This window comes from Natronococcus pandeyae (genome assembly GCF_008122205.1).
In the GTDB taxonomy this organism is placed as follows: Archaea; Halobacteriota; Halobacteria; order Halobacteriales; family Natrialbaceae; genus Natronococcus; species Natronococcus pandeyae.
The window spans coordinates 39,425-65,279 of sequence record NZ_PHNJ01000015.1 but is presented as its reverse complement, the minus strand read 5'-3'; the positions used below and the strand labels follow the sequence as shown (position 1 = coordinate 65,279).

Here is a 25,855-nt window from a genome sequence, read left to right as displayed (position 1 = left end):
CGGTCCGTTCGGAGGCGTCTCGAGTCAGTGATCCGCCATCGTCTGGACGACGACCGAGTCGGGATACACGTCGAAGTGGCTGGCCAGCGAATCGTGAACGACTCTCGCGAGGAGTTCTCGTTCGACAGCGGTCAGTTCGTCGTTGTCGGGTCCGGTAACGGAAATCTCGAGTGCGCACATTCTGGTACCTGCATGGATCGGTCTCGCTGGTTCGCCCACTCTCGACCCGTTCGCCCCACTGCTCTCACCTGTGAACTAGAGGATTACTAACCTATTGTTTGTTATTTATCTCGTCGGGGACTGAATTTTCTGTCTCGAAACGGTACCTCGAGAACGAATCTCGCTCCGTCGAGAAAGACGCAGCGAACGGAATCGGGTGGAGCGGTCGCTCGCTGACCTGGGGATCAGACACGTCTTCTGTCCGTTTCCAGTAATTCGTGGATCGGCACGGCCGACGGCGGATGGCCCCCAGATCCTGCCGAGTACCCCAGCGAAGTCGCACTCGTGGGCACCGCTCACAGGGTGGTGTCCGACGGCTACGACCATCCGTGGACGGCGTTGCGACGGAGACCATCCCGGACACGGGACCGGCTGACGGTGTCCGGTCCATACCGACCGTCGCCGCTCACCGGTCGCGTTTCGGCTCGCGACCGAGCACGCTGGCGACTGACTCGACGCGATCGTCGGCCCCCTGTTCGCGGCTCTGGTAGTCGTCGATCTCGAGTGAGGTAACGATGCGGTCACTCTCGACCGTGCTGTGTGCCGCCTGGACGGCGTCGAACACCTCGTCGACGTCGTCGGCTTCGATGACTGTGTCCGTCGCGGTCAGTTCGTACGAGACGTCGAACTCGTCGAGCGCCTCGATGGCCTGTGCGATGTCGTCTGAGAGGCTCCCGTCGCGAACGGGAATGACCTCGAATCTGGCGATGACTGTCATGATACGTTCCTCGCGCTCACCGTGCCGTGACGGGTGGTGTGGTCGCCCGCTGGCAGTACTGGCTTACGTTACCACTCAACATAGAATTCGGGGTGGAGCATTCGTGGCTCCGAACACCCGACGCTATCACGGGGTCCAGCTCAGTCCCACGGGACGACGGGAATGGCAGGTGGCTCTTTCGGCGTGCCGACCGTCCGTTCGATAGGAGGGACCACCGTGACCGACACCCGCAACCGAAACCCGGCTGACGACCACGACTGCGCTCGCTCGTCCGCTTCGCGGATTCCTCGACCGACGCCGCTCACTCGCTCGAGTCGGCGCGAAGCGGCGGCGGGGCGAGGGCAACGACGCTGGTGGGGGTAACGAGCGATGCTCGAACTCGGCGTCGGGCGCGCACTCGGCGCGCTCGCGGTACTCGCGTTCGTGGTCGTGTTTCTCCCGGAACGGCCGCTGCTGGCGCTGATGATCGTGATCGCGTTCGTCTACCTGCCGGTCTATCGCCTGTTGCGGCGATGGCGTGAGGCAGAATCGAACGACTCCGATTCGACTCGTCGGTCGGGGCGCGAACGGTGAGAGAGCGAGACAAATATCGCATCGACCAGCACGACTATTGGACCGCTGTGAGAGTTCTACGCGTGCCAACCTGTGGCAACTGTGGCGAGTACGTCACGCACAACTTCGTCCGGGTGTTCGGCGCCGACGGTGTGATCCAGGGCTGTCCGAATTGTACGACGTACCGTGAGCTGTACGACGCCGAGGCCGTCGTTTCCACGAACGAGGGGCGTTAACCCCCCGGCGTCGGTGTTTCACGAACCGGGGCTGCAGTGCTGACCCGCAGCTCTCGCGCAAGCCACCTCCGCGCCTACGGCCACGCAGAACCGATTCCTCGCGCGGAAGGCCGGCACTGGGTTGGGCTCGTCGGTCACGATATCAAACGCTTTCACGCGGCTCTGGGAAGCAGACGTATGATCCAGTGGTCGTCGCCCTTGCATCGTCGCTGGCTGATGTGGGGGGTGCTGGCGGTCACCTTCCTGCTGGTCAACGTCTATCGGCTGTCGACGGCAGTTATCGCCGACGATCTCATGTCGGCGTTCCAGACGACGGGCGGCCAGCTCGGCACGCTGCACGCGAGTTTCTTCTTCGTGTACGCCGTGATGCAACTCCCGACTGGTATCCTCGTCGATCGTATCGGCCCGCGACGGACGGCGGCAGTCGGGGCGGCGACGATGAACGGCGGTGCGATCTGGTTCGCGCTCGCGAACGGCTACGGATCGGCGCTCGGAGCGCGTCTGCTGATCGGGCTCGGCGGCAGCGTCATCTTCGTCTCGATGCTGCGGTTCTGTGCCAACTGGTATCGCGTCGACGAGTTCGGAACGATGAACGGGTTGAGCTTCGCCGTCGGCGGCGTCGGCGGGATCCTCGCGACGACGCCGTTCGCCCTGCTGGTTGGTGCGACCGGCTGGCGGACGTCGCTGCTGGCGCTCGCGACCGGCGGGTTGGTCGTCGCCGTCGTGACGGGTCTCGTCGTCCGCGACTCGCCCGACCGGGCTGGACTGTCACCGATCGAGGGCGTCCCCGAACAGTCGCGGCTCACGCTGGGAGAAGTCCGGAGACACAGCGCGGTCGTCCTGCGTGACAGGTGGACGTGGATCGTCGGGCTGTTGCTGTTCTGTACGGGCGGAGTAAACCTCACCCTGTTCGGTCTCTGGGGGATTCCCTACGTCGTCCAGGTGTACGACACCTCGGTGACCGTCGCCTCGCTCTTTACGTTGCTCGGCGGTGCCGGGACCGTTATCGGCCCGCCAGCGATCGGCTGGCTGTCGGATCGCACGGCGCGACGGACGGAGTTCATCGTCGGTGGCGGCCTCGTCTATACGGGCGCGCTCGGACTGATCGCTGCCGTCGGCGATCCGCCGCTCGTCGTCGTCGGGATGGCGTTTTTCTTGACCGGTGCCCTGCTGGGTGCGTTCGTCCTCACGTATCCGATAATCAAAGAGCGGAATCCGAGTCGGGCGAGCGGCATCGCGCTGGGGACGATCAACGGCATGTCGTTCTTCGGCGCGGCCGCCTTCCCGACGATAATGGGGTGGGTTCTCGACGCGTACTGGACTGGCGACCTCATGGGTGGCACTCGAGTATACACGGTAACCGGCTATCGGATCGCGTTCGCCATCGCCGCCGCCGCCGGACTCGTCACCGTCGGCTGTGCGCTCTGGATCCACCGACACTACGACGGTGACATCGCTCACCGAGGGCGGTAGACCCGGCACTGGCGCGAGATGCGGGGGGCGTCCCGCGTCGCACTTCGCTGGCCAGACGAACAGCGCCTCGGGGTCCCCTGGTTCGACAAACAGGTATCTGGGCAGACAGTTCATATGACTATCACGATGGCCACGGGGCGGGGGGACCAGGAGAGTGTGACTGCCGAGGCAGTTGGTCAGGTGGGTCGATCCGGACGACATGCCCCCAGTGGACGGGGGAAACGTGTCGCTCGATCGACGCGTCGACTTCGAATTCGAGTGGCACAGACTCTGCCACGGCTGCGGGGAGCAAAAGTGGTTTTGCGCGCTGATCTGCGACGAGTGCCGGCAGCGCCACGGCGTCTGAGCGCCGACGGGCACTGCCGGGCGAGAGTCGACTGGGTGCCGGATAGTCCACCGCTCGCGAGTTCAGCCGCACACACTCACCGAGGGAACGCGCCCCGAGACTCGAACACTGCGAGTCGAACGCGAATCCACCGTCACGATGGCGGCAATCGACGGCGCGTATCGCCAATCGTACCAAACTGGAAGAACCGGTACCGAACCGTCGTAACTGGGGGATCGATCGGCCGAATACCGAACGAACCGACCACATCGACGAACCTAATATCTCGTAATACGCACTTGGAGTACTGTAACTGTGTGAATCTGCTAATAGCCACGCTTATTAGTTCTTGAGCTGCCACAATAGATCGAAATATGTGTCCGAACATGGAAGGGTGGGACGAAAACGAAGACAAATGTACTCCTCTGGGAAGGGTTCGGAAGGTGACGGCGTTCTGGGGCGGGATTCACCGGGTTTCAGGCGACTCGCTGGACGGTGAGTCCGCATGATTCACGGCAAGTGGCGAAACCTTCTGCTCGCGACGGCGATGTTCAACCTCGGGTTCGTGATCTGGTTCTCCTTCGCGCCGTTCACCGGCGAGATCGCCGACGAGTTCGGGCTCTCGATCGCCCAGCTAGGGTTCGTCTCGAGCGCTGCCGTCATCGCTGTCCCGCTGGGTCGCATCCTCGTCGGTCCGCTCACCGATCGATACGGTGCGCCGGTGATGGCCGGGCTGACGCTGGTGATCGTCGGGATCTTTTCGATCGTCAGTGCGTTCGCCCAGAGCTACGAGGTCTTCACCGCCTCGCGCATCGTCGCCTCGCTGGCTGGGATCACCTTCGTCATCGGTATCCAGCACGTCGCCCAGTGGTTCGAAGAGGAGAACCTCGGACTAGCGGAGGGAGTCTTCGCCGGCGTCGGTAACGCCGGTGCGGGGCTCGGGGCGTACTTTACGCTCCCGCGGCTGTTCGGGGAAGGGTACGCCGACCCGCTGTTCACCTCCAACTGGCGGGCTGCGTTCTTCTATACGGGTCTGCTGGCCGTGGTCCTCGGCATCGTCTACTTCGTGTTCGGCGACGCCGCTAAGACCGAGCAGCGACGGAAGGCGGCCAAACAGGGCATCAGCGCCCAGCAGTGGTTCTACATTGCCACTCGCCACGGGGCGGTCGTCCTCTCGGCGGCCTACGTCATGACCTTCGGCCTCGAGGTCGCGCTGAACGGCTGGCTGGGAACCTACTACCGCGAAGGCTTCGGTCAGGGCGACCTCGTGATCGCGGCGACGTTCGCAGCGACGTTCTCGATCGCCGCCGGACTCCTGCGACCTCTGGGCGGCTACATCAGTGACGTCGTCGCGCGCAGAGAACTCGAGATCCTGCCCTGGTTCGACGGCCGCTACCGCGAGCAGTGGACGTTCGCGACGCTCGCGTTCGTCGTCACCGCGCTGGTCGGGATGACCGCTGCCGGACTGACCGGCAACATCTATCTCGCCGTCGCCGCCGGCTTCGTCGTCGGCGTCGCCTGTGCGTTCTCCGAGGGCGCGATCTTCGCGCAGGTGCCCGCGATGTTCCCGAACAATTCGGGGACCGTCGCCGGCATCGTCGGCGGGATCGGCACGGTCGGCGGCACCGTCTATCCGCTCGTCTTCGCCGCGCCGTTTCTCCCGAACCTCCACGTCGGGTACGCGCTCGTCGCGCTGACGATGGTCCCGATCCTGGTGCTGAGCGCGTGGGTCTTCCAGCCCCACGTCGCCGAGCAGGCGACCACCGCCGGCTGGATCGTCGACGAACCCGCGACTGGTGGGGACGCCCCGGCCGTCGCGGCCGACGACTGACCCCTTTCGTCGGTCTTCACCACCGGACGTGCGACGAGATGACGACCATCCCGATACCGTTCTCTCGAGACGGGTACGGAGAGTCGAGGAGAAAGCCCGGTCCTCAGGACGGGGCGGATCTCGACGGGTGGTTTCACAGTGAGTAGATCATCTGTACTGACCGATTGCTAACCCTCACAGATCCCGTCTCAGTCTTTACCACATTTGCGCTTTGGGGCTTGTTTAGACGCGTGGGATCAGTGGTGTTAGAGTCTCACAGCTTGCTCGATGTTTCTGACGGCGGCCTTTAGAACGAGCTCTCTGAACTGTCCAAACCACGTTCTCGCCCGCAAGGTCTCGTTGAACCGATGTTTCAGTGGGAAAAAAGATCGCTTCGACGATCGAGCGTCGGTGATAGACGTTCTCGTCGTGGCGAGCGTTGTGCGCTGTGTCAAGTCCATAGAACTCACGGTGTTTGATTACCGGGCGGATGCCAGCGTCTCTGAGTTCGTACCGGAGCACATCCCAGTCGTAGCTTTTGTCGGCGGTGATCGTGGTCAGCTGGGTGAGATTTCTCGTGAGTCCCTGTCGCCCAACTTGTGTATCGTGCGGCTGTTTCATCGAGCAATGGATATCGAGAATGGCACTGGTCTTGCAATCGACGAGCGCCGTTGTCTTGATGTCGTCAAAGTTGTAGCCGACATGAAGAACGTAGTGGCGGCTGGCTTGATGGCGTTTGAAGCCGGTTGCGTCGATCGCTTGAACGTCGCCGAGCTCATGCAGCGAGACAGGTAATTGAAGCAACACCCGCCAGACCCGCATTTTGAGATCTTGTTTCCGCGTACAGACGGTGGTGAAATCCGGTAGCTGATCCACCGCAAGGCCGAGTTGAGCGACGATTCTGGGCATCTCGTACAGCACGTCGAGCAACCGGCGGTAGGGCTGGTTCAGGTACTCTCGGAGACGCGTTGTGCTGCTATTGATCGCGTTCCGTCTATAAATTTCAGCACATTATCCGAGATTTTCCCTATCATCTTGAAAAAATTTTATGGTGTTTCCTGATGTCCGTGCTAAAGTGGCGTCAAACGGCACTGGTCCGACAGACGAGTTCGACGTCGATACAGGGGAGGAGGAGTCGGAGCTTCAGTTCTACGGTGGGCGAGGAATGAGCGCGTTTCCGATCGCGTTTTTCATCGTCTGGGCGATCGTCCAGACCGCCTTGTGGCGGGTCGCCGATACGACCGGACTCACGATCGGGATCTTGATCGGATTGATGACCGGGATGTTCTTCGTGAAGGGGTCGTGGACAGGATACGCGAACACGATCTTCGAGGGGATGACCCAACCCGTCGCGGTGACGGCGGTCGTCGCCTGGTTGTGGGCAGGGATGTTCGCGGAGACACTACAGGCCGGTGGCTTCGTCGAAGGGCTCGTCTGGGCCGCTGACATCACGGGCGTCGGGGGAATCCTGTTTCCGGCGATCACGTTCATCCTGGCTGCCCTGCTCGCCACGGGGATCGGGACCGGATACGGGACGACGATCGCGTTCGTCGTTCTGTTCTTCCCAGCCGGTATTCTGCTCGGAGCGAACCCCGTACTCATGTTTGGGGCGATCCTCTCGGGCGCAATCTTCGGAGATAACCTCGCGCCGGTCAGTGACACGACGATCGTCAGCGCGGTCACGCAGGACTCGGACATCGGCGGTGTCGTCGCCTCTCGGTTCAAGTACGCGATCATCGCTGCCATCCTTGCGTTTCCCGCGTACATACTCGCAAGTAGCATGATGCCGGGACTCGGGATCGAGGGCGACGCCCGCGAGATTTTTCTCGAAGCAGCTGAACCGGCTGGCCTCGTCCATCTCATCTCGATGGCCGTCGTTATCGGTGCAGCCGTGAGGGGGCGTCACATCGTAGAGGCAATCACCTGGGGAATCGTCACGGCAATCGTCGCGAACCTCGTGTTTGGTCTCGCAGCCGTCAGCGATATGCTCGTGTTCCAAGCACCGGCCGACGGTCCGCTCGTCGAACCGCTGGCATTCCTTCCCATCTTAGAAGTCGTCGAACCCGACGCCGTCGGCGTCGGCGGCAGCCTCTTAGAGGGGATTGCCGGCTTCTTTGAGCTGGCTATCCTGATCTTGTTCATTATCGCCGCTGCACAGATCATGATCCGTGGCGGAGCGTTCGAGGCCATTCTCGAGTTCTCCTTCGACCGATTGGCGACGAACGTCCGTAGAGCAGAGCTGACGATGGTCGGCTCCTCGGCGCTGATCAACGCGGCTATCACGATCAACACTGCAGCCGAGATCGCCATCGGACCGTACATCTCGAAGGTCGGCGAGCGGTTCAACCTCAACGGCTATCGCCGGGCAAACATTCTCGACGCCAACACGGCGGCCCTAGGTTACATTTTCCCGTGGTCAGGTGGCGTGCTAGTCGGATTCGAAGCTATGCAAGGGCTTCCGGCCGAATACGAGTTCATCGAAGCTGGAATGCTTGTCAACCCAGTCGAAGTGTTCCCCTACGTCTTCCATGGATGGTTGCTCGTTGCTGTGTTCGTCGTCGCGGCGTACACTGGGTTCGGCCGAGAATACCTTATCGATCGTGAATCAGAAGAGGTGGCTCGAATATGAGCATGTTAGACAGTTATTTCAAGGGATGGAAGTTTCGGACAACGAACCCGTCGCTGGAACCAGGCAACGAAATAAACATCTTTGTCAACGAGTATAACGGAAACAATACCGGGATCGCCAATGTGGGTGATACTCGGCTGTATATCGAAGGTGTCGGACCTGAGCATGTCGAAAAACGGGTCAACGTCGAGGTGACGGAGTTCGACAAAGAAAAGTCGGTTGGGAGAGGGACGTTCCGGGAAGTCGTCGGAGATAGCTCCTATACGGCCTAAGGCTTCCCGCTGCAATCCATCCGAGGGTGTCAAGGGTAGAGCGTTGCATTGAGCACCGAAGGCGGCAGTGATAGGGATTAGCGTAGATTTTCATACGTTCCAGCGTGGCAGATCACGGACATGTTGAAATCGACGTGCAAGACTAGAGGATAGCTGCAACAAACCAATGTCGTGCTGAACCAGTCGATCAGTAGAACTTCAGACTGATCATCAACATATCCCGAACTTCTGTGTACTTATGCACGATTGACCGTTAGACTGTATCAGTCAGCGTTGAAGTGTGATTTATCATGGTGAACAACGATATTCAAGGTGTTGTGATTGGTAAGAGTATCTCAATAGATAGTCTCGTAGACCGGTTTTTTTGGTCGGGGCATGCTAACCCTACGAGCGTCTGGACGTACGTAGTCGCGTATCCGACACTCATCTTGGCGATTTATCGGCAGAATCGACCGCTCTTGGCCGGGATACTCTTATTTGTCGGGATAAATCCTCTCGTAGCTCCGCCACCAGAAAATGACGACGCGTGGGCAACACGCGTCGTGTTGGGCGAACAAGTATGGCTTGAACAGGGTATCTTGTCCTCAAAGGAGACACTGTTTACCGCTGTCTGTGCACCGATTTACTTGTATACGATTCGAGCGGCTATCGAACGCGACCCCGTAAGAACGGTAGTTGGGACTGTTGTCTCAATGGTCCTCATGTTTCTCTTTTTCAGTCGAATGGTTAGCCTGTACGAGAAAGAAACTAATCACCAAAATTCTGCAACTACGAACTGACTACAGAGGTACGCAGACCTTCATTAGTCAACATCGAGTCAGATTTCGTGTAACATTCGCGCTCTCTATTCAGCAGACTCTAACTGTACTCCCTAATTGCTATCAAGAACGGCGTGTTGAATACAGTGGATAAATACAATACGGGAAACCGTGGGAGTCGGCCAGTCTTGCACCCTATATCTGGAGGCCATGTTTCTCGCAGAGCTTGGGAATGCTTTCGAGATCGGCCTCGAAGGCATATCGCTCGCAGATTTCCGCGAAGCGGGCGAGTGCCTCCTCGTCCGCGGGGTCGAGTGGGTAGATACGTGAGATCTCGTCAAAGAACTCCGAGAACTCGCCCGGTGCGATAATCTCGAGGAAGCGAAGCGGTTCGTCGCCCGCGTTCCAGAACGTGTGCCAGATCCCCCGGCCTTTCACGACCGACTCTTCGGCTGGAACGGTTGTCAGTTCATCGTCGGCCAGTACGGTCATCTCGCCCTCCAGCACGTAGGAGACCTCGTCCTCACGGCTGTGGCGGTGGAGCGGTGCTGCCAGCGTGTGCGGCGGGAGCGTGTGCTCGACGATGGCTACGTTCGCCTCGTTCTCCGTCCGAGAGATGTCGAGTCGCGCACCGAGCTTTCCAAGTGTAACGTCATACTTCTCTGAGGACGTAACCTGTGAACTCATCACGAATTATAACTGGACTTATGAAGGCATAAAGCAATATTCGTAGTAAACCAGACAGTCGTCGAATTCGGCCAGTGTGTAACCGGTACATCACCCACCGCGCGTAACCCCTCCTCCAGACCCGTCATTGACCGATTTGTGCCCTGTATTCAGCACGACGCTACGAACGTCACTCGAGCCTGATAGAACGCTCGCTGATCAATAAGCATCTGTAGGTAACGAATCGACCAATTCAGTTTCAGGCTTGATAAAGAAATCGCGCTACTATCGACTGTTTGTCTACCGCTGTCTGGAACGATCCCGGGCGAATCCTTCGACGCCCTTTCGAACGCTACTCGTAGTAATCCAGCCGTTCGACCACGTCAGCGAACGCGACGTTGTCCTGTACCTGGGTGATTTCTATCCGCACTCGTTCTCTTTTTTCTGCATCCGGTACGATGACGACGTATCCGCGCTCGACACGCGTGATCCCATCCCCCTGATCCCCGACGTCCTCGATTTCCACCACGCGCGTTTCACCTTCGTCCACGGGAGGCTCCAGAGAGCCGTGCTCTTGGGCTGGTTCGTGCTCTCGTGTTGATTCTCGTTCTGTCTCCTCCGTTGGTTCTGTGGGGGTGGACAACACCGCGACCCGGTACGGACTCCCTTCGTCTACATCGCCAATCCTGAGTTCTTGTTCGGGAACCTCGACGACGTACGACCCGTCTCGCTCCTCGACCCGTCCGGAGAACATGCAGAGGAGTCGTTCAGAAATCTTCATTGAATATGCCTTATCTCGCAGAATCAGGTCACGTCTCCTTGAGTCTGTTGGATAGCCGGCCGCAGCGTTCAGTCTCGTCTACCGCCGTCGACGCCGGCGCGTTCTCGCTGCATCCACGTCTGACTGCAAGAGGTTAGAACCGTCTCAGTTACAACCACCAGTCACGCTCTCGGGTGCGGAATGGACCCCCGTCCGTCACCCTGCAGTGCAAAAGGCCTAATCTACGGACACGCAACTCTCAGCGTGATGACTGCTGACGGCTCCCTCCCGATCGCGACGACCATCGGACGCGTCGCGCTCCGAGTGGCCGACCTCGAGCGGGTCAGCCGGTTCTACGAGACGGTGATCGGGCTCGACGTACGGGAGCGCCGCGGTGACCGCACGATCCTCGCCGCAGGTGGAGACCCACTCCTCGTGCTCGTCGAGGACCCGGAAGCGCCGCCCCGAAGAGAGGACGAGACGGGGCTGTTCCACACGGCGTTTCTCGTCCCATCGCGGGCGGCGCTCGGCGACGCCCTAGAGCGGATCGAGGACCGCTGGCGGCTCGAGGGCTCGGCGGACCACGTCGTGAGCGAGGCGCTGTACCTCTCGGATCCCGAGGGGAACGGGGTCGAGGTGTACCGGGACCTGCCGTCGGAGGCGTGGCCCGTTGCCGACGACGGGACGATCGGGATCGACACGAAGCCGCTCGATCTCGACGACATTCGGAACGCGAGTCGCGGCCGGGAGTCGAGCCCGGACGCGACGACCGTCGGCCACGTCCACCTCGAGGTGTCGTCACTGCCGGCGGCGCGGGAGTTCTACGTCGACGCCCTCGGAATGGGGATCAAACAGCGGCTCGGCGAGTCGGCGCTCTTCGTCGCCGCCGGTGACTACCACCATCACCTCGGGCTGAACGTCTGGAGACAGCGGTCGACGCCGCCGCGAGGACGCGGACTCGAGTGGTTCGAACTCGTCGTCCCCGGAGGGGGCGCGCTCGCAGCGCTGCGGGAACGGCTCGAGCGGCGGGAAATCGACACCACGGACGCGGTGGACGGCGACGGGTTCGAGACTGCCGATCCGAACGGGATCCGACTTCGGGTTCGCGGGGACGTCCCGGAGTGATCGATCTCGGCGCGACCGACCGGTGCGCGACGGTCGCGGTCGTCGCAGCTCTCAGTCGTCGGTCAGCTTCGGGTACGCCACCTCCCAGAGATGGCCATCGGGATCGGCGAAGTACCCCGAGTACCCGCCCCAGAAAACGTCCTGTGCGGGTTTGACGAGACGACCGCCGGCGGCTACCGCTTCGTCGAGAACCGAACTGACGTCGTCTCGAGTCGAAACGTTGTGGGCCAAGGTGACTCCGGAAAAGCCCGATCCGTCGTCGGGAACGGTTGCGTCTTCGGCGAGGGACTCCCTGGGATAGATCGAAAGCCACGTTCCCTCGAGCGTAAAGAAGGCGACGTCGTCGTCCTCGTCGCGGTCTCGCATCGGAAATCCGAGACCGTCCCGGTAGAATCGGATCGATTCGTCGACGTCCGTGACGCCGAGCGTGACGAGGGTGATTCGTGGATCCATGAGCACCTGTCGCGGTACCGAACGATAAACGCGCGCCCACCTCCCGAGCCAGGATCTCCGGGTCTCCCGAAGGACAGTTGGATCAGTCGGCCGTCGCGGGCGGAAGCGCCGCCTCGGGAGTCGCCAGCCGGACGGCACACTGCTTGAAGTGTGGCTCCTTCGACTGGGGATCGCGGTCGGAGAGGGTCAGCCGGTTCGTCGCCGGGTGGTGAATCGGGAGCCAAACCATTCCGCGCGGAATCCCCTCGTCCCGGTTGACGTGGGCCGTAACGGTGCCGCGCCGGGAGCTGATGGTGACGCGATTGTCGTCTACGGCACCGACGGCGGCGTCGACGGTATCCGGGTGGACACGCGCGACCAGTTCGCCGCTCGAGCCGCCACGCGAACGGACGCCCGTGTTGTAGCCGTCGGCCTCGCGAGCCGTCGTCAGCACGAGGTCGAACTCGTCGTCGACCGGTTCGGGAAGCGATGCCTGTCGACCGATCGAGAACTGGGCGTTGCCGGTCTCGGTCGGAAACGACCACGATTCGTCGTCGTAGTAGCGGTAGCCGCCGGCGCTCGTCTCGTCGGGCGCGGGCCAGCGAACCGCGTGGGCCTCCTCGAGTCGTTCGTACGTGATTCCCGAGCAGTCGGCGGCGGTTCCAGCCGTCAGCGCGGTGAACTCGTCGAAAACCGTTGCAGGTTCGGGCGATCCGGTCTCGAACAGCTCCGGGAAGAGCCGTGACCCGATCGTCGCGATGATCTCGAGGTCCGAGCGCACGCCGCCCGGCACGTCGGTCGCCGCACGGACGCGCGAAATCGTTCGTTCCATGTTCGTCGTCGTCCCCTCGGATTCGCCCCACGTCGCCGCAGGGAGTACCACGTCGGCGACTGCCGTCGTCTCCGTGTGGAAGGCGTCCTGTGCGACGACGAAGGCGTCCTCGAGCGTTTCGCGGGCGGTGTCGGCGTCGGGCATCCCGGCGACCGGGTTGGTCGCGACGGTCCAGACCGCGTCGACGTCTTCGGCCTCGAGGATGCCGACCGGTCCCGGTCCGGCGTCGTCCGGCAGGCGCTCGACCGGCACGTCCCAGCGGTCGGCGACGGTCTGCCGGTGCTCGGGATCGGTGAACGGCCGCTGGCCGGGCCAGGTCCCCTTCGAGGAGCAGACGCGGGTCCCCATGGAGTTCGCCTGGCCGGTGAGCGAGAACGGGCCGCCGCCGGGCCGAAGGTTGCCGGTTGCCAGCGTCAGGTCGATCAACGCCCGCGCCGTCTCGGTTCCCTGGACGTGCTGGTTGACGCCCATCCCCCAGTAGACGAGCGCCCGGTGGTCGAGCGCGTCCGCCAGGAGGTCGACGTCGGCCATCTCGACGCCGGCCGCATCGGCCGCGGACTCGGCGTCGGGAAGCACGTTGCGGAGTTCGCCGAAGCCGTCGGTCGCCTCCTCGAGGAACGCTTCGTCGAGACGGTCGGTATCGACGAGTCGAGCGAGGACTGCCCGGGCCAGCGCGAGATCCATCCCCGGTTCGGGTGCGACGTGCTGATCGGCGTTCTCCGCCGTCTCGGAGCGCACCGGGTCGACGACGATGATTTCGACGTCGTCGACGGCTGCCCGCTTGAGCCAGCGGAACAGGACGGGGTGAGCGACCGCGGGGTTGGCCCCCCAGATGACGTGTCGATCGGCCTCGTCGATGTCGGCGTACGTGCAGGGCGGGGCGTCGCTGCCGAACGCCTGGTAGTACGCCGTCACCGCGCTGGCCATACAGAGCGTCGTGTTGGCGTCGTAGTGGCGGGTACCGAACCCGCCGCGGGCGAGCTTTCCGAGCGCGTACGCCGCCTCGTTGGTCTGCTGGCCGCTGCCGAGAACCGCGACGGCGTCCGGATCTCGCTCGTGGGCTCGCTGGAGTCCCTCGAGGGCGTGTGCGAGCGCGACGTCCCAGGTCGTCCGTCGAAGCTCTCCGCCGCGGCGGACGAGCGGTTGGGTGAGCCAGTCGCCGTCGGGATCTTTGCTTTCGCTGATGCCGCGCGCACACGCCAGCCCCTGGTTGACGGGGTGAGCCGCGTCGCCGCGGACGGTGTCGATCCCGTAGCCGACGTCGGCGCCGCGGTGCACGTGTCCGCAGCCGACGGCACAGCGCATGCACGTCGTCGAGACCCAGTCGCTCACGGCAGATCACGCGCGCGTTCGGCGCAGGGTCGTTCGTGGCTCCTCGAGCAGTGGATATCTTCGACCATCATCTCATCGAGTGTTCATCGTCTCCCGCTGGTCATCGCCTCGCCGCTCTCGGCCGCGTCGGCGGCGGACTCCAGTTCTGCGGCGAGGACTCGCGCCTGGCCGGGCGTCAGCGGGACGGTATCTGCGTGCGGTTCGAGATGCTCGAGTTCGACGGGATCGAGTTCGAGTCCGAGCGTGACCGTTCGCTCGTCCCGCGGGGATTCGACGTCGAGGACGGCGACCGCCTCGTCGGTCCAGCCGTCGCCCGTCGCACGGGCGTCGACGTGGTCGAACGTGGTGTAGGCGGTCACGTCGAGCTGGCGACGCATGATCAATCGTCGGCCTCCAGCGGCGTTCCGTCGGGAGCCGTCGGCGCCGGGCTCGGTCCGTCGTCGAAGGGGTACCACGACTGCTTGCCGTCGGCCAGACACGGATCCGTGTACCCCGAGACCTCCTCGGGTTCGGCGAGTTCGACCAGCGTCTCGTGGCCGGTGGCCTCGACCCACTCGCGGAAGGGCTGGCCCTCCTCACGGAGCGCGGCGTACGACTCGAGGAGGTTCCGGAGCAATCCCGGCAGTTCGTCGGCCGGAACCCGCTGGCGGACCCACTCGACGAACGATGGGTCCGTCCCCATCCCGCCGCCGACGCCGACGTCCAGCGCTTCGACCATCTCTCCGTCCTTGCGGGCGCGCATCCCCTGCAGCCCGATATCTGCGGTCATCGCCTGGCCGCAGTCGGCGGTACAGCCCGAGTAGTGGATCTTGATCCGCTCGACGTCGTCGGGGAGGGAGACGTTCTCGCCGAGCCACCGCAGCACGCGGGCCGTCCGGGCCTTCGTCTCGGTGAGCGCGAGCGAGCAGAACTCCGTTCCGGTGCAGGCCATCGTCCCCTGGACGAAGGGGTTCGGCTCGGGCTTGTGTTTCTCGAGCAGCGACTCCGCGAGCAGTTCGTCGAGCGCGTCGTCGGGAACGTCCATCACGAGCGGGTTCTGGCGGCGGGTGAGTCGCACCTCGCCGGAACCGTACTCGTCCGCGAGGTCGGCGAGTTCGATCACCTCGTCCGCCGGGAGCCGACCGACGGGCACCGAGAGCCCGACGTAGTTCGTTCCGTCCGCCTGGTCGTAGACGCCGACGTGGTCGTGGGCGCCGCGTTCGGTCGGCCGGCCGGCGTTGTACGTGTACTCGCCGCGGAAGTTCGTGCCCGCGGACTCGAGTTCGAACGCGAGTCGGTCCTCGAGCATGCTGCGGATCTCGTCGGTTCCCAGTTCGTCGACGAAGAACCGGGCACGGTTCTTCGAACGGTTCTGGCGGTTCCCCTCCTCGTGATAGAGTTCGACGAACGACCGCACCGTTTCGACCGCCTGCTCAGGGCAAACGAACAGATCGAGCGACCGGGCGCGACGCGGCTTCCGGCCGCCGAGGCCGCCGCCGACGCGGACGTTGAAGCCCTTGGTTTCTTCACCCTCGATGAGCTTGTGGGCGGGCTCGAGACCGATATCGTTGATCGCGTCCTGCGCGCAGCCCTGTCGACAGCCAGAGACGGAGATGTTGAACTTCCGGGGCATGTTGCAGAGTTCGTCGTCGTCGCGGATTTCCGCCTGGATCTCGTCCAAGATATCGCGACTCTCGACGTACTCCTCGCCCTTGCCCGCAACGGGACAGCCCGAGATGTTGCGCATCGTGTCGCCGCCGGCCGAGCGCGAGGAGACGCCGGCCGCCTCGAGTTGCTCCCAGATCTCGGGGACGTCCTCGAGTTTGAGCCAGTGAAGCTGGACCGACTGACGGGTCGTGAGGTCGATCCAGGCGTCGCCGAACTCGGGGTTCTCGACGGGACCGACGGCGTAGTCGCGGGCGACCTCGCCGATCGCCCGTAGCTGGCCGGGCTCGAGCACGCCGCCGCAGTTGGTCAGCCGCATCATGAAGTACGACTCCTGGCCCGACCGGTGGTGGAAGAGCCCCCAGAACTTGAACCGGGTGAACCACTCGTCGCGTTCGTCCTCGGGGATCGACTCCCAGCCACGTTCGGCGAACTCGAGGATCTTTTCGCGAACCTCGTCGCCGTACAACCCGTCCTTCCACTCCTCTTTCTTATTGCTCATCAGAACCACCGTTCCGGAAACGTTTGTCGACCGCTGGAGCGAATACCTGCGAGATCATGTTCTGGTACGGGTAGTATGTGTACAGATACGATCTCATAAAGGCTTGCGTTTATGAAATAAAATAAAACGCGCTCCTGGCGAAAGGTCAGTCAGAATAATACCGACTTAATACATCTTATTCGTACGTCCGTCGTATATAGGTCGGATTTTTCGATATCTGAATCCGGAATCGGCTGTTGATTGATAGCAATGAACGCAGACCTTCGTCAGTTCTTGACGGATTGTGCGCGCCGGCGATGGCTTTCGCTCGTCGGTTCGAGACGGTCGTCGAAAACGTCGCAAGCAGCAGTACACCCCGGCGGAGCCTCCCTCGCGGAGCACCGCGTTCGATCGGTTCCGAGCCGTCCGCAAGGTTGCCGCTCCTCCAGATCAGCAGGGCGAGGCTAGTCGTCCTCGTAGACGTACTCGTCGGCCATCTCCTCGGGTGTGATCACTTCGAGATCGCCCGAGTCGACGTACTCGTCGAGTCCGGCGAGAGTCGCCTCGAGTCCCCCGAGCGCGTCACTCTCCTCGAGTTGATAGAACGCGATCGAGGTGATCCCGCCGTGTTCTGCGGTCCACTCGAGTAACCCTTCAGCCTGGTCGGCAGAGGGGTTGGAGACCATCGAACAGAGGTGCGGATTCCCGGCGTAACCCTGACACTGCGTCTGGCCTGCGAACCCGAGGTCGTAGGTGTCCTGGACGAGTTCGTACGACTGCTCGGTGTACCGCGAACCGGGGAACGAGAAGAACCGGGCGCCGTCGTAGCCCTCGTCCTCGAGCCAGTCGGCCGGTTCGGTGACGACCTCCTCGACTCGGTCCGGGTCGACGGTGTGAAGTTGCAGTCCGTTCGCCGGCTGTGCACCGATCGTCCAGCCCGCATCGGCGAGTTCGTCGACCTGCTCGTGGGTGAGTCGGTCGCCCTCGACGGCGGGATCGGACCGGAGGCGGTCGGTCGGCACGAACGTCGTCGCCGGATAGTCGTACTCCGAGACGAGCGGGTAGGCCTCCGTGTAGTGCGTCTCGTACCCGCCGTGGAACTGAATCATCACCTTGCCCGGGTTGGTGTTGGGCACGAAGTGGAAGTCGTCGACCCACATCTGGTCGTCGGTGTCGTCGTCGGCACCGTCGCTCTCCTCGAGTTCCTCGTCGTCCTCATCGTCCTCTTCCACCTCCTCGCCGTTACCGAACCAGCGGATGATCTGGAGAATGACGATGTTCTCCAGGTCGGGTTCGCCACGCACGCGAGTGAGCCCGAAGTTCTTGCGGGCGAGGGGCATGTCTCCGAGCACCTGCTGGCTGTACTCGACGTAGTCTCCGTCCTCGTCCTGAAGCTGGATGAGGACCATCCCGCTGTCCTCGGCGGTCATGGCGAGTCCGGGCGTCACCTCGGTGATGTCGATCGGGTCGTCCAGGTAGCGCCGCACTCGAACTTGGCCGTCCGAGTCCGGAACCAGACGTGCGGACTGCGAGCCGTCGTACGCGCGCTCGGTGTCCGCTTCGATCGTGCCGATGTCCTGGAACGCCTCCCAGGGCTCGAGATCCTCGAAGTCGTCGAAGGTGCCGGCCAGCTCGGGGTCGCCGGCCGACTCGTCCTCGCCGTTCGTGTCGTCCCCGTTCCGCTCGTCATCGTCGTGATCGTCCTCGGTCTCCTCGTCGTCGGTTTCGCCCGGTCCGCCGAGTTCGGTACAGCCGGCGAGGGCGATCACCGCTCCTGTTGCAAGATACGTTCGTCGATCCATTGTCCATTCGAGGCCAACCCGGTTCGACGGATTGTTATGCGCCGTATACCTTCAGCGGACCCATTCTCGCAGCACCGGTATTCCGTTTCCAGGATCGAACGCGGCCGACACGCCCGTCTCGTCGTCTGAACCAACTCGACCGCCGACGATGTCCGTTCGGCTACCGTCGAGAGTACCGGTTACGAGCGTCTAACGCCAGGGTCGATGGCTTCTCGTCCGGCCGACGGCCGCGAATCACGACGTGTCGGCACACGCTCAGCCCGTTCACCCGCCGTCGAGACGGTGGCTGGTGGGGACGACACAGCAGGCTACCGGGGAGCTCTCGCTGCTGCTGTGCGCCCTGATTGCGGTGTGTGCAACAGTGGTCTGCTCGAGGTTTTACGGCGGCTACCATCGAGTAGGGGTCGCCTGACACACCGTCTCTCCTCGTCTCTCTCATAGGCCGAGATTACTTATCTAAGGTAAAATAGTGCGCTAATATAACGTACATGGTCCTCCCGACTCTCGTCGAACGGTCGCTGTCGATGCTCGGCTATCCCGCCGCGACACACGGGGTGCTCAACCGGCGCTTCGAGTCGATGGATCTGAACATCGCTCCATCGGCGCGGATCTCGATCGGCTGTCTACTCCGACGACAGGTCGAACTCGGTCCCCACACGAGACTGAGTCGCGGCTGCGTGCTCGATGGAGACGTCACCATCCGCAAGCGGACGAATCTCGAGCCGAACTGTGATCTGGTCGGGGAGGTCGATATCGGAAAGTACTGTGCGATCGCCCGAGAGACGAAATTCCAGCAAACAAACCACAAGACGTCGAAGCCGTCGATGCAGATTCGGTTCTACGACGAGGTCCTCGATAGCGAGTTGCCGCCGACGGCGGACGGACCGATCACGGTCGGCAACGACGTCTGGATCGGTACCCGGACGACGATTCTCTCCGGGGTTACGATCGGTGACGGTGCCATCATCGGCGCCGGATCCGTCGTCACCGACGACGTCGAACCGTACGCCGTCGCCGCGGGGGTCCCCGCCGAACGGATCGGCTGGCGGTTCCCGGAGGACGTGAGAGAGCGCCTCCTGGAACTCGAGTGGTGGGACTGGGACGAGGAGACGATCCGCGAGAACCGCGCCTTTTTCGAACGCGAACTGCACGGGACCGACGACCTGGTCGCCGTCAGATGAGGGCGCGGCCGGAAGAGGCCGCCGGCCGCGTCGGTTCTCTTCAGCCAGCGTCGATCCTCCCGGGACCGCTCGAGCGGCCGAAGACGATTAGCACTCGAGCGACTCGAGCGGCTCGCATAGCTGTGCCGTCGTAAACTCGGCGACTGCCGGCGCTCCTGCGATAAAGAGCACCAGCAGGAGCAGGGTGAACAGGGCGATAAGTTTGCCAACCATAGGGGGTGAGCCTATGACAACGACTCACAGAATAAAGATACCGGAAGCAGTGGTGGAAATCCGATCGAACGGCGATCGCCGCTCTCGCCGGCCGTGATCGTGACGGATAGCTCGAGTGTGCGGATCGTCTGTCCTCGGTCCTGCCTGCTCCGACCGTCGTTAGATATCCACTGCGGTGACGATCACGTCCCGCTCCGTCCCCTCGAGCCTCGTCCACTCGCGGTCCGAAAGCGGTCGGGCGTCGTCCCCCTCCGGATCGGCCGTCTCGGTCGTCACCGCGAGCGGACCGAACGTGTACTCGCCCGACTCCTCGAGGTCGTCGGGTGCCGTCGCGAAGTGCGTGAGCGCGTCGTACTCGCTCCGGCGGTCGTCGAGTCCGAAGTAGACGTGTGTCCCGTCGGTCGCCGGCGTCGTCGCCGCGACGTCCCCGTGTTCTTCGTCGACCGTCCACGCTTCGGGGATCGTCTCGCGAACGAGAACCGTCTCGTCGTCCGGCTGCTCGACGGCGACCGAGAGATCGGTCCGATTCGTCTGGCCGCCGCTGAACACCGAGCCACTGTCCTCGCGCTCCCCGACGACGTCGAGGCTCGCTCGAGGCGCCGCGGCGTTCCAGGCCTGCAGCGCCATTGCGGTCTCGCCGCCGGTCTCGACGACGACGGGTGCCGGGGTCGGCGAGTACGTTCGGTCGCCGGTCGTCCCCTGGTGGAGGACGACGGCGAGACGGTGACCCTCGGGGACGATCGCGTCGAGGGGTTCGATCGGCAGGTGGACGTCCAGTTCCTCGCCGGGAGTGGGGTACTCCGCGGCGGGGGAGTCGTCGGCGTACCGCAGGTCGATCTGTCCCCAGCCGAGGCGCTCGGCCTCGTCGTCTTCGTCGACGGCCCACAGGTAGGCCGTGAGGTGCCCTCCGGACGTGGTCGGCGTCACCGTAAGCGTGAGTTCGGGCCCGCCCGCGAACCGGAACTCGTCGTCGAACGGCGCCGAGACGAACGTCGCACACGCCCGACAGCCCGGCTCCGGATCGGAGGGCTGCGTCGGATCGTACTCTCGCGTCTCGTCGACGTAGACGATCTCCTCGTTCGTTTCGGGGTCCGGCGTCGCGCGCAGGTTCCCGTCGGTCCCGAGAAAGAGTTCGGTCTCCGACGCCTCCGCGGGCGGCCACTCGTCGGCGGTGTACCACTCGCCGCCGGAGTGCTGGGCGTGGACGGAGGCGTCGAAGACGTCCACCGTGTCGATCTCGTCCTCGACGACGTTCTCGTCGCGTCCCTTCAGTTCGCTCTCGAACCAGGCGAGCAGGAAGTCCGCCCAGTTCTCGTTGTAAGCGTCGGTCTCCTGGATCCGTCCGTCGTCGGGGTAGTGGTGGCCGAACTGCTTGAAGTAGATGTGAGTCTCGATGCCGGCCTCGCGGAGTTCGTCCGTCCACGGGTAGACCTGCGAGGGGTTGACGTTCCAGTCCTGCAGTCCGTGAACCATCAGGACGCTGCCATCGTAGTTGCGGGCGACGCCACGCTTCAGGACCCGTTCGGTCCAGTAACCGCTCGGATCGCGCTCACCGGTCGCACCCGCGTACAGCGACCAGACCGACCCGTCGGTGTAGTTGTCCGGACAGGAGAGGCGCTCGAGGTACGTCGCCAGTCCGACCCCGGTCGCCGGCGAGTGGACGCCGAGCGAGATGGCGTAGTACAGCCCCGGCAGAATCGCGTACCCGCGGGGTTCGGGCGCGCCGCGTCGGTACAGCAGGTCGTGCATGTCGGGAACGCCGGAGAACGGGACGACGGTCGACAGGTACGGGTTCCCCATCCGGGCGGCCATCCACGGCGTCGAGCCGTCGTAGGAGCGGCCGATGATGCCGACGTTTCCGTTCGACCAGTCGGCCTCGCCGAGGGAGGTCACCGCCTGGTCCACGTCGGCCTGCTCGTTGGGACCGAACAGCTCCATACAGCCACCCGAGCCGCCGGTTCCGCGGACGGCGACGGCGGCGACGGCGTACCCCCGTTCGACATAGTTCTCCGTGAGCCGTTCGGTGCGCACGCAGTCCCGCAGAGACTTCTCTCGGAGGTCGTCGACGTAGGGGGTCGCCCGCAGGATGACGGGCGCCGTCTCCTCGTCCTCGAGGTCGGGTTTCAGAACCCCGAGTTGGATCTTCTTTCCGTCCTGTTCGCTCTCGAGTTCGATCGTCTCCTCCTCGCCGAACTCGTGCGTCGGTTCGGCGGATACCTCGGTGTAGTGCTCGGTGTTGTCGGGGTCACAGACGAAGTCTACCGGCGGATCCTCGACCGGCAGGGGATCGTCGATCGGATCGTCGTCGGCCGACGCGACACCGGACAGCGAGAGCCCGGCCGTGCCCGCGGCCGTCGCCTGGAGAAGTGTGCGACGCGTTACGTACTGGTGATCGGGAGTTCGCTCTGAGTCGTTCATGAGAGGGTGACTGTGACTTCTCTTGCCACAACGGTTGGGTAAATCGGATACTAGCAATAAGCTACTGACAAGAACGTCCAACTGTCCGATCGTCGCGAGCGACACTCAGAACGGTGCCGTGAACGCCGATTTCGTATCCGATCGGATGAACTGCCTCCTCGCCGCGAGTATCAGTGTCGATACAGTTGCCGAAGTCGATTCTTCTCGGGACGGTTCAGCAAGATTGTAAATTCGTCCGACAGATCCGGCTATCGATAGGATCCGAAAACGAGTATTGCAGAGCGCAACCGTCGGAAGGGATCCTGTATGCGGGACCAAACGAGGGTAGCCGGACAGAAACAATGGGCCGAACGGGTGTTCGCTGCGTTACGAATACTCGTATGACGACTGGTCTTCGATCACAGACGGAAGCCCCTCCAGACTCGATTCCGGGTTACCGGATCGGTACGCCGAGTGTATCGAGCCCGTTCTGGGTATCGAATTCGCTGGTAACCGTTAGGAGGACGTGATCGCCATCTCCGCTCCGACCGCGAACCGGTGTCGCAGCGCTCCAGACGACGGCTTCGCGATCGGAATCCGAGGTCGAGTATGAGAGAACGCGAACCCGGTATCGACGAGGAGACGCCACGGAGCCGCGCGGCACGGTTGCGTGGCCTCCTCGAGGTCGCACTCGCCGTCGTCCGCGCGCAGACCGTAACTGCGAGAGGACGGACGATCGCCACGGTCTGTATCGTCGCGCTGACCGTCGCGAACCTCCTGCTCGTGACGGGCGTCGCGCTCGCGCTCGCCGACGACGAGCCTGTCGCACACGACGCGGAACTGCGGGTCGTCCCCGACGATAGCGGTGTCCACGGCACGGCTACTGGCGTCGAGGGGCCCCGTCTCGGCGAGAGTCACGATCGAGCCGCGACGATTGCCGAGCACGACGGCGTCACCCACGCGACGCCGGTGCTCACCGAACCGGTCAGAATCGAACATCCCGAAACCGGTCACGATCAGTACCTGCTGCTCGTCGGTGTCGTCCCCGGACCGGAGCCGACGACGATCGCCGGCCTCTCGACCGACACCATGGAGTCCGGCGATTCCCAGTACGCCGACGGCACCGACGACGGCGATCCCGCCGGAGAGATAGTGCTCTCGACCGAAGCGGCTGAGACGCTCGAGGCAGACGCCGGTGATTCGCTCGAACCAGGGAGCGAGGTAGAAGATCCCGGGAGATCGTACACCGTCGTCGACGTCGACGAGCCTGCAGACGGGGACACCGAGATACCGGTCGCGCTCGTCCACCTGAGCGAGTTACAGTCGATGACCGGCGCCGACACGGCTGGACTCGCCGATCAGGTGCTCGTCTGGGGCGAGGCCGACGCCGCACAGACGGCTGCGGCCGACGCGTATCCGGAGGCCGAACTCGAGACCGGCGGCCCCACTGATATCCGCACGCTGTTCGGCGACGAACTCGCGCTCGCGACGAGCGTCCTCGCGCTGATCGTCGCGTTCGCCGTCTGTTCGCTCCTCGTCGCGACCACCGCGGGTCTGCGGGTCGAGTCGGACCGCCGGACCCTCGCGACGCTCGGGGCGGTCGGTTTCCCGACCGGAAGCCGGCTACTCGTCGTCGCAACGACGACGCTAGCGACGGCGGGCGCCGGTGCGCTGCTGGGACTCGTCCTCGGCGTCGGCGGGATCGCGGCGACGAACGCCATCGCCACGGCGACCGTCGCTCCCGAGGCGGTCGCCGTCGTTCATCCGCTGTTCGTTCCGTACGCGATCGGTGTCGCCGTACTGTCGACGCTGGTGGCGCTTCCGTACCCGCTCGCGCTCGCCGCCCGTACGGACCTCCTCGCGGAGGTGGACCGATGAGCCGACGCGAGGTGCTTAGCCGAGGCCGCGCGGTCGTCGGCCTCGGACTCGCACAGCTTCGACACTCCCCCGGCCGAACCGCACTCGCCGTGGCCGGCGTCGTGCTGGCCGTCCTCTCCGTGACACTGCTCGCGAGCCTCGGACTCGGCGTGATCGAAACGGGCCAGGAACAGTTCGACGACGCCGGCCGCGACGTCTGGATCACCGGCGGTCCCGCCGGAAGCGGCGAAAACGAAGTCGTCGACGCACAGACCGTCGCCGCCGACGTTCGCGAGCACGACGACGTCGGTGACGTGTCGACGATCGCGATGCACGACGTGTACGTCGGGTCGGAGCCCGAGGCGGTCGAGCCCATCACTGCCGTCGGTATCGAAGGCACCCACACACACTTCGAGTTCGAGGAAGGGGACGGGTTCGACGGTGCGCTAACGGCCGACGATGAACTCGACGCGGACGAGGTTCCCTCGAACGTCGTCGTCCTCGATCCCGCCGTCGCCGACCAGCACGACGTTGGCGTCGGCGACGCCGTCTACATTGGCTCGAGCCCCCAGCACACCGAGCCCTACACCGTCGTCGGCGTCGGTTCGTACTACTCGCAGTACCTGGGAACGGAGACGGTGGCGGTCCCGATCGACGACTTGCAGACGACGACCGGGACCGCGGGATCGGACCGCGCGTCGTTCGTCACGGTCAATCTCGAGGACGGTGCCGATCGCGAGGCCGTTGCAGACGATCTTCAAGCCGAGTATCCGGAGTACGACGTCCGCACCAGCGACGACCAGTTCGGGTCGATGCTCACCGATCAAATCCTCGTGGTCGCCAGCGGAATGGCGCTGGTCGGCCTCTCGATCGTCGGCGGCGTCGCGCTGACCGCGAACCTGTTCATGCTGGTCGCCTACCAGCAACGCGAGGCGCTCGCGGCACTGCGCGCACTCGGGCTTTCCCGGTGGCTGCTGGCCGGAATCATCGGCATCCAGGGCTCGCTCATCGGCCTCCTCGGCGGCGCGATTGCGCTCGCGGCGACACCCGCCCTCGCGTACGGTCTGAATCATCTCTCGACGTCAATCATCGGATTCGAACGGCTCGTCCGGACTAGCCTCGAGGTGTACGTCCTCGGACTGGCCGTCGCCCTCGTCGTCGGCACGACCGTCGCGGTCGTCTCCGGCTGGCACGCGAGCCGGTCGGTGAGTCTCGCTTCGCTCGAGTCGTAGCCGAAATCACACCCGTTATAGGGGTCGATCGCATCGACCGGACTACATGTGGCCGCTCGGACACGCAGCAGTCGGTTATCTCTGTTACACGATCGCGACACGGATGCGGTTCGATCGTCCGCCTGGCGAGTTCGCCGTCCTCTTCCTCCTGATCGGCACGCAGTTTCCGGATCTGGTCGACAAACCGCTGGCGTGGTATCTGGGCGCGCTCCCGACCGGACGCACGCTCGCACACTCGCTGTTGTTCCTGGTGCCGCTCTCGATCGGCGTTTATTTTCTCGCCCGGCGGTACGACCGCCCCGAGTACGGGATCGCGTTCGTACTCGGTGCACTCTCGCACGCTCTGGTCGACGCCCTGCCAGTACTGTGGGGCGGAACCGATCCGAGTTTCCTCCTCTGGCCCGCGCTGCCGGTCGAGGCCTACGAGTCCGGTGCGCCGTCGGTGATCGGCCTCTTCCAGGAATCGCTCGGTGATCCGTACTTCCTCCTCGAGTTCGTTCTCGCGGCGATCGCGCTCGTCTACTGGCGTCGCGACGGCTATCCGGGACTCGAGCCGATCCGTGCTGTCCTCGTCCGCGTCCTGACTCGTTCGTCGACAAAAGAGTCGGCGTAAGGTCGGGACGAGACTCGCCGCGCGTCGGCGCGCGATCGAAACTTCTACGCTCCCGAGCCACTGGTTAGCTGGCCGATAGGATTATGTTCTCGCGGCGTGACTGCGATGTGTGGGGAACGGGTACCGACAGCGTGGTGGTGCTGGTGGTGGCCAGGGGGCCACTCCTCGTCCAGTTGCGAGGGGATACCTGAGGAACGTGTGATCGATGCGGACGGATACGGAGCGATCTCGCTTCGAACGATCGCGTCACGACCGATTTTCACTCCGAAACGGTCTCGACGGCGTCGACCTTCTCG

Annotated in this window: 23 protein-coding genes and 1 pseudogene; 12 read left to right on the top strand and 12 right to left on the bottom strand. The window is 63.6% G+C overall.

What is annotated here, in order from left to right; genetic code table 11:
• Window positions 1–24: 24 nt before the first annotated feature.
• Both CV102_RS26190 and CV102_RS20770 read right to left on the bottom strand, forming a co-directional pair.
• Complete coding sequence (locus CV102_RS26190; RefSeq protein ID WP_187433060.1) at window positions 25–180, bottom strand: hypothetical protein; 156 nt, start codon at window positions 178–180, stop codon at window positions 25–27.
• Window positions 181–625: 445 nt separating this feature from the next.
• Complete coding sequence (locus CV102_RS20770) at window positions 626–937, bottom strand: MTH1187 family thiamine-binding protein (protein ID WP_148859939.1); 312 nt, start codon at window positions 935–937, stop codon at window positions 626–628.
• Between the two features lie 369 nt (window positions 938–1,306).
• Between CV102_RS20770 and CV102_RS20765 the strand changes: the two genes are divergently transcribed.
• The 4 genes from CV102_RS20765 (at window position 1,307) to CV102_RS20755 (ending at window position 5,354) form a co-directional block, all read left to right on the top strand.
• Window positions 1,307–1,510, top strand: a complete 204-nt coding sequence (locus CV102_RS20765; RefSeq protein ID WP_148859938.1) for a hypothetical protein — start codon at window positions 1,307–1,309, stop codon at window positions 1,508–1,510.
• Window positions 1,511–1,572: 62 nt separating this feature from the next.
• Window positions 1,573–1,725, top strand: coding sequence for a DUF7563 family protein (locus CV102_RS26185; protein ID WP_187433059.1), 153 nt, complete (start codon window positions 1,573–1,575; stop codon window positions 1,723–1,725).
• Between the two features lie 177 nt (window positions 1,726–1,902).
• Window positions 1,903–3,198: an MFS transporter gene (locus CV102_RS20760; protein WP_148859937.1), complete on the top strand. Its 1,296-nt coding sequence runs from the start codon at window positions 1,903–1,905 to the stop codon at window positions 3,196–3,198.
• An 830-nt stretch (window positions 3,199–4,028) separates the two neighbouring features.
• Window positions 4,029–5,354 (top strand): MFS transporter, encoded by a 1,326-nt coding sequence (locus tag CV102_RS20755; protein ID WP_148859936.1) that lies wholly within the window; start codon window positions 4,029–4,031, stop codon window positions 5,352–5,354.
• 245 nt (window positions 5,355–5,599) lie between these two features.
• On the opposite strand, the pseudogene CV102_RS20750 reads toward CV102_RS20755, so the two are convergent.
• Window positions 5,600–6,296: pseudogene (locus CV102_RS20750) on the bottom strand (IS5 family transposase); the annotation flags it as partial.
• Window positions 6,297–6,408: 112 nt separating this feature from the next.
• On the opposite strand from CV102_RS20750, the gene CV102_RS20745 reads away from it, so the two are divergent.
• From CV102_RS20745 to CV102_RS27280, 3 genes are all read left to right on the top strand, one after another.
• Entirely contained in the window at window positions 6,409–7,962 is a 1,554-nt protein-coding gene (locus CV102_RS20745; RefSeq protein WP_233710763.1) for a Na+/H+ antiporter NhaC family protein, read from the top strand.
• Window positions 7,959–8,234, top strand: a complete 276-nt coding sequence (locus CV102_RS20740; protein ID WP_148859934.1) for a DUF7513 family protein — start codon at window positions 7,959–7,961, stop codon at window positions 8,232–8,234. The genes CV102_RS20745 and CV102_RS20740 overlap by 4 nt, the downstream gene beginning before the upstream one ends.
• A 290-nt stretch (window positions 8,235–8,524) precedes the next feature.
• A complete protein-coding gene (locus CV102_RS27280; protein ID WP_394349511.1) occupies window positions 8,525–9,013 on the top strand; it encodes a DUF6653 family protein in 489 nt (162 codons plus the stop codon).
• 174 nt (window positions 9,014–9,187) lie between these two features.
• Here the strand turns inward: CV102_RS27280 and CV102_RS20735 are convergent, their stop codons facing one another.
• Together CV102_RS20735 and CV102_RS20730 are read right to left on the bottom strand one after the other, a co-directional pair.
• Complete coding sequence (locus CV102_RS20735; protein ID WP_148859933.1) at window positions 9,188–9,679, bottom strand: cupin domain-containing protein; 492 nt, start codon at window positions 9,677–9,679, stop codon at window positions 9,188–9,190.
• 331 nt (window positions 9,680–10,010) lie between these two features.
• The gene (locus CV102_RS20730) at window positions 10,011–10,439 is read right to left on the bottom strand and encodes a TRAM domain-containing protein (protein ID WP_148859932.1); all 429 of its coding nucleotides are present in this window, start codon (window positions 10,437–10,439) and stop codon (window positions 10,011–10,013) included.
• Between the two features lie 246 nt (window positions 10,440–10,685).
• Between CV102_RS20730 and CV102_RS20725 the strand changes: the two genes are divergently transcribed.
• Entirely contained in the window at window positions 10,686–11,543 is an 858-nt protein-coding gene (locus tag CV102_RS20725; protein WP_148859931.1) for a VOC family protein, read from the top strand.
• A gap of 51 nt (window positions 11,544–11,594) precedes the next feature.
• On the opposite strand, the gene CV102_RS20720 is transcribed toward CV102_RS20725, so the two are convergent.
• From CV102_RS20720 to CV102_RS20700, 5 genes are all read right to left on the bottom strand, one after another.
• Entirely contained in the window at window positions 11,595–11,996 is a 402-nt protein-coding gene (locus tag CV102_RS20720; RefSeq protein ID WP_148859930.1) for a VOC family protein, read from the bottom strand.
• Between the two features lie 82 nt (window positions 11,997–12,078).
• Entirely contained in the window at window positions 12,079–14,139 is a 2,061-nt protein-coding gene (gene nasA, locus CV102_RS20715; RefSeq protein WP_148859929.1) for an assimilatory nitrate reductase NasA, read from the bottom strand.
• Between the two features lie 83 nt (window positions 14,140–14,222).
• Window positions 14,223–14,516 (bottom strand): DUF6360 family protein, encoded by a 294-nt coding sequence (locus tag CV102_RS20710; RefSeq protein ID WP_233710762.1) that lies wholly within the window; start codon window positions 14,514–14,516, stop codon window positions 14,223–14,225.
• Window positions 14,517–14,518: 2 nt separating this feature from the next.
• The gene (locus CV102_RS20705; RefSeq protein WP_148859928.1) at window positions 14,519–16,285 is read right to left on the bottom strand and encodes a nitrite/sulfite reductase; all 1,767 of its coding nucleotides are present in this window, start codon (window positions 16,283–16,285) and stop codon (window positions 14,519–14,521) included.
• A 443-nt stretch (window positions 16,286–16,728) separates the two neighbouring features.
• On the bottom strand, window positions 16,729–18,066 hold the full coding sequence (locus CV102_RS20700; protein WP_148859927.1) for a polysaccharide deacetylase family protein: 1,338 nt from the start codon (window positions 18,064–18,066) through the stop codon (window positions 16,729–16,731).
• A 488-nt stretch (window positions 18,067–18,554) separates the two neighbouring features.
• Between CV102_RS20700 and CV102_RS20695 the strand changes: the two genes are divergently transcribed.
• Window positions 18,555–19,247, top strand: coding sequence for a xenobiotic acyltransferase family protein (locus CV102_RS20695; RefSeq protein WP_148859926.1), 693 nt, complete (start codon window positions 18,555–18,557; stop codon window positions 19,245–19,247).
• Window positions 19,248–19,334: 87 nt separating this feature from the next.
• Here CV102_RS20695 and CV102_RS27075 read toward each other — a convergent pair whose 3' ends face one another.
• Both CV102_RS27075 and CV102_RS20690 read right to left on the bottom strand, forming a co-directional pair.
• A complete protein-coding gene (locus tag CV102_RS27075) occupies window positions 19,335–19,460 on the bottom strand; it encodes a hypothetical protein (protein WP_267903136.1) in 126 nt (41 codons plus the stop codon).
• Window positions 19,461–19,619: 159 nt separating this feature from the next.
• A complete protein-coding gene (locus CV102_RS20690) occupies window positions 19,620–21,878 on the bottom strand; it encodes a CocE/NonD family hydrolase (protein WP_148859925.1) in 2,259 nt (752 codons plus the stop codon).
• A gap of 588 nt (window positions 21,879–22,466) precedes the next feature.
• Between CV102_RS20690 and CV102_RS20685 the strand changes: the two genes are divergently transcribed.
• Genes CV102_RS20685 through CV102_RS20675 form a run of 3 tightly spaced genes read left to right on the top strand, consistent with a single transcriptional unit; the run spans window position 22,467 to window position 25,559 of the window.
• Window positions 22,467–23,735: an FtsX-like permease family protein gene (locus CV102_RS20685; protein ID WP_148859924.1), complete on the top strand. Its 1,269-nt coding sequence runs from the start codon at window positions 22,467–22,469 to the stop codon at window positions 23,733–23,735.
• A complete protein-coding gene (locus tag CV102_RS20680) occupies window positions 23,732–24,946 on the top strand; it encodes an ABC transporter permease (protein WP_148859923.1) in 1,215 nt (404 codons plus the stop codon). The genes CV102_RS20685 and CV102_RS20680 overlap by 4 nt, the downstream gene beginning before the upstream one ends.
• A gap of 46 nt (window positions 24,947–24,992) precedes the next feature.
• Entirely contained in the window at window positions 24,993–25,559 is a 567-nt protein-coding gene (locus CV102_RS20675) for a metal-dependent hydrolase (RefSeq protein WP_148859922.1), read from the top strand.
• Window positions 25,560–25,855: the final 296 nt, after the last annotated feature.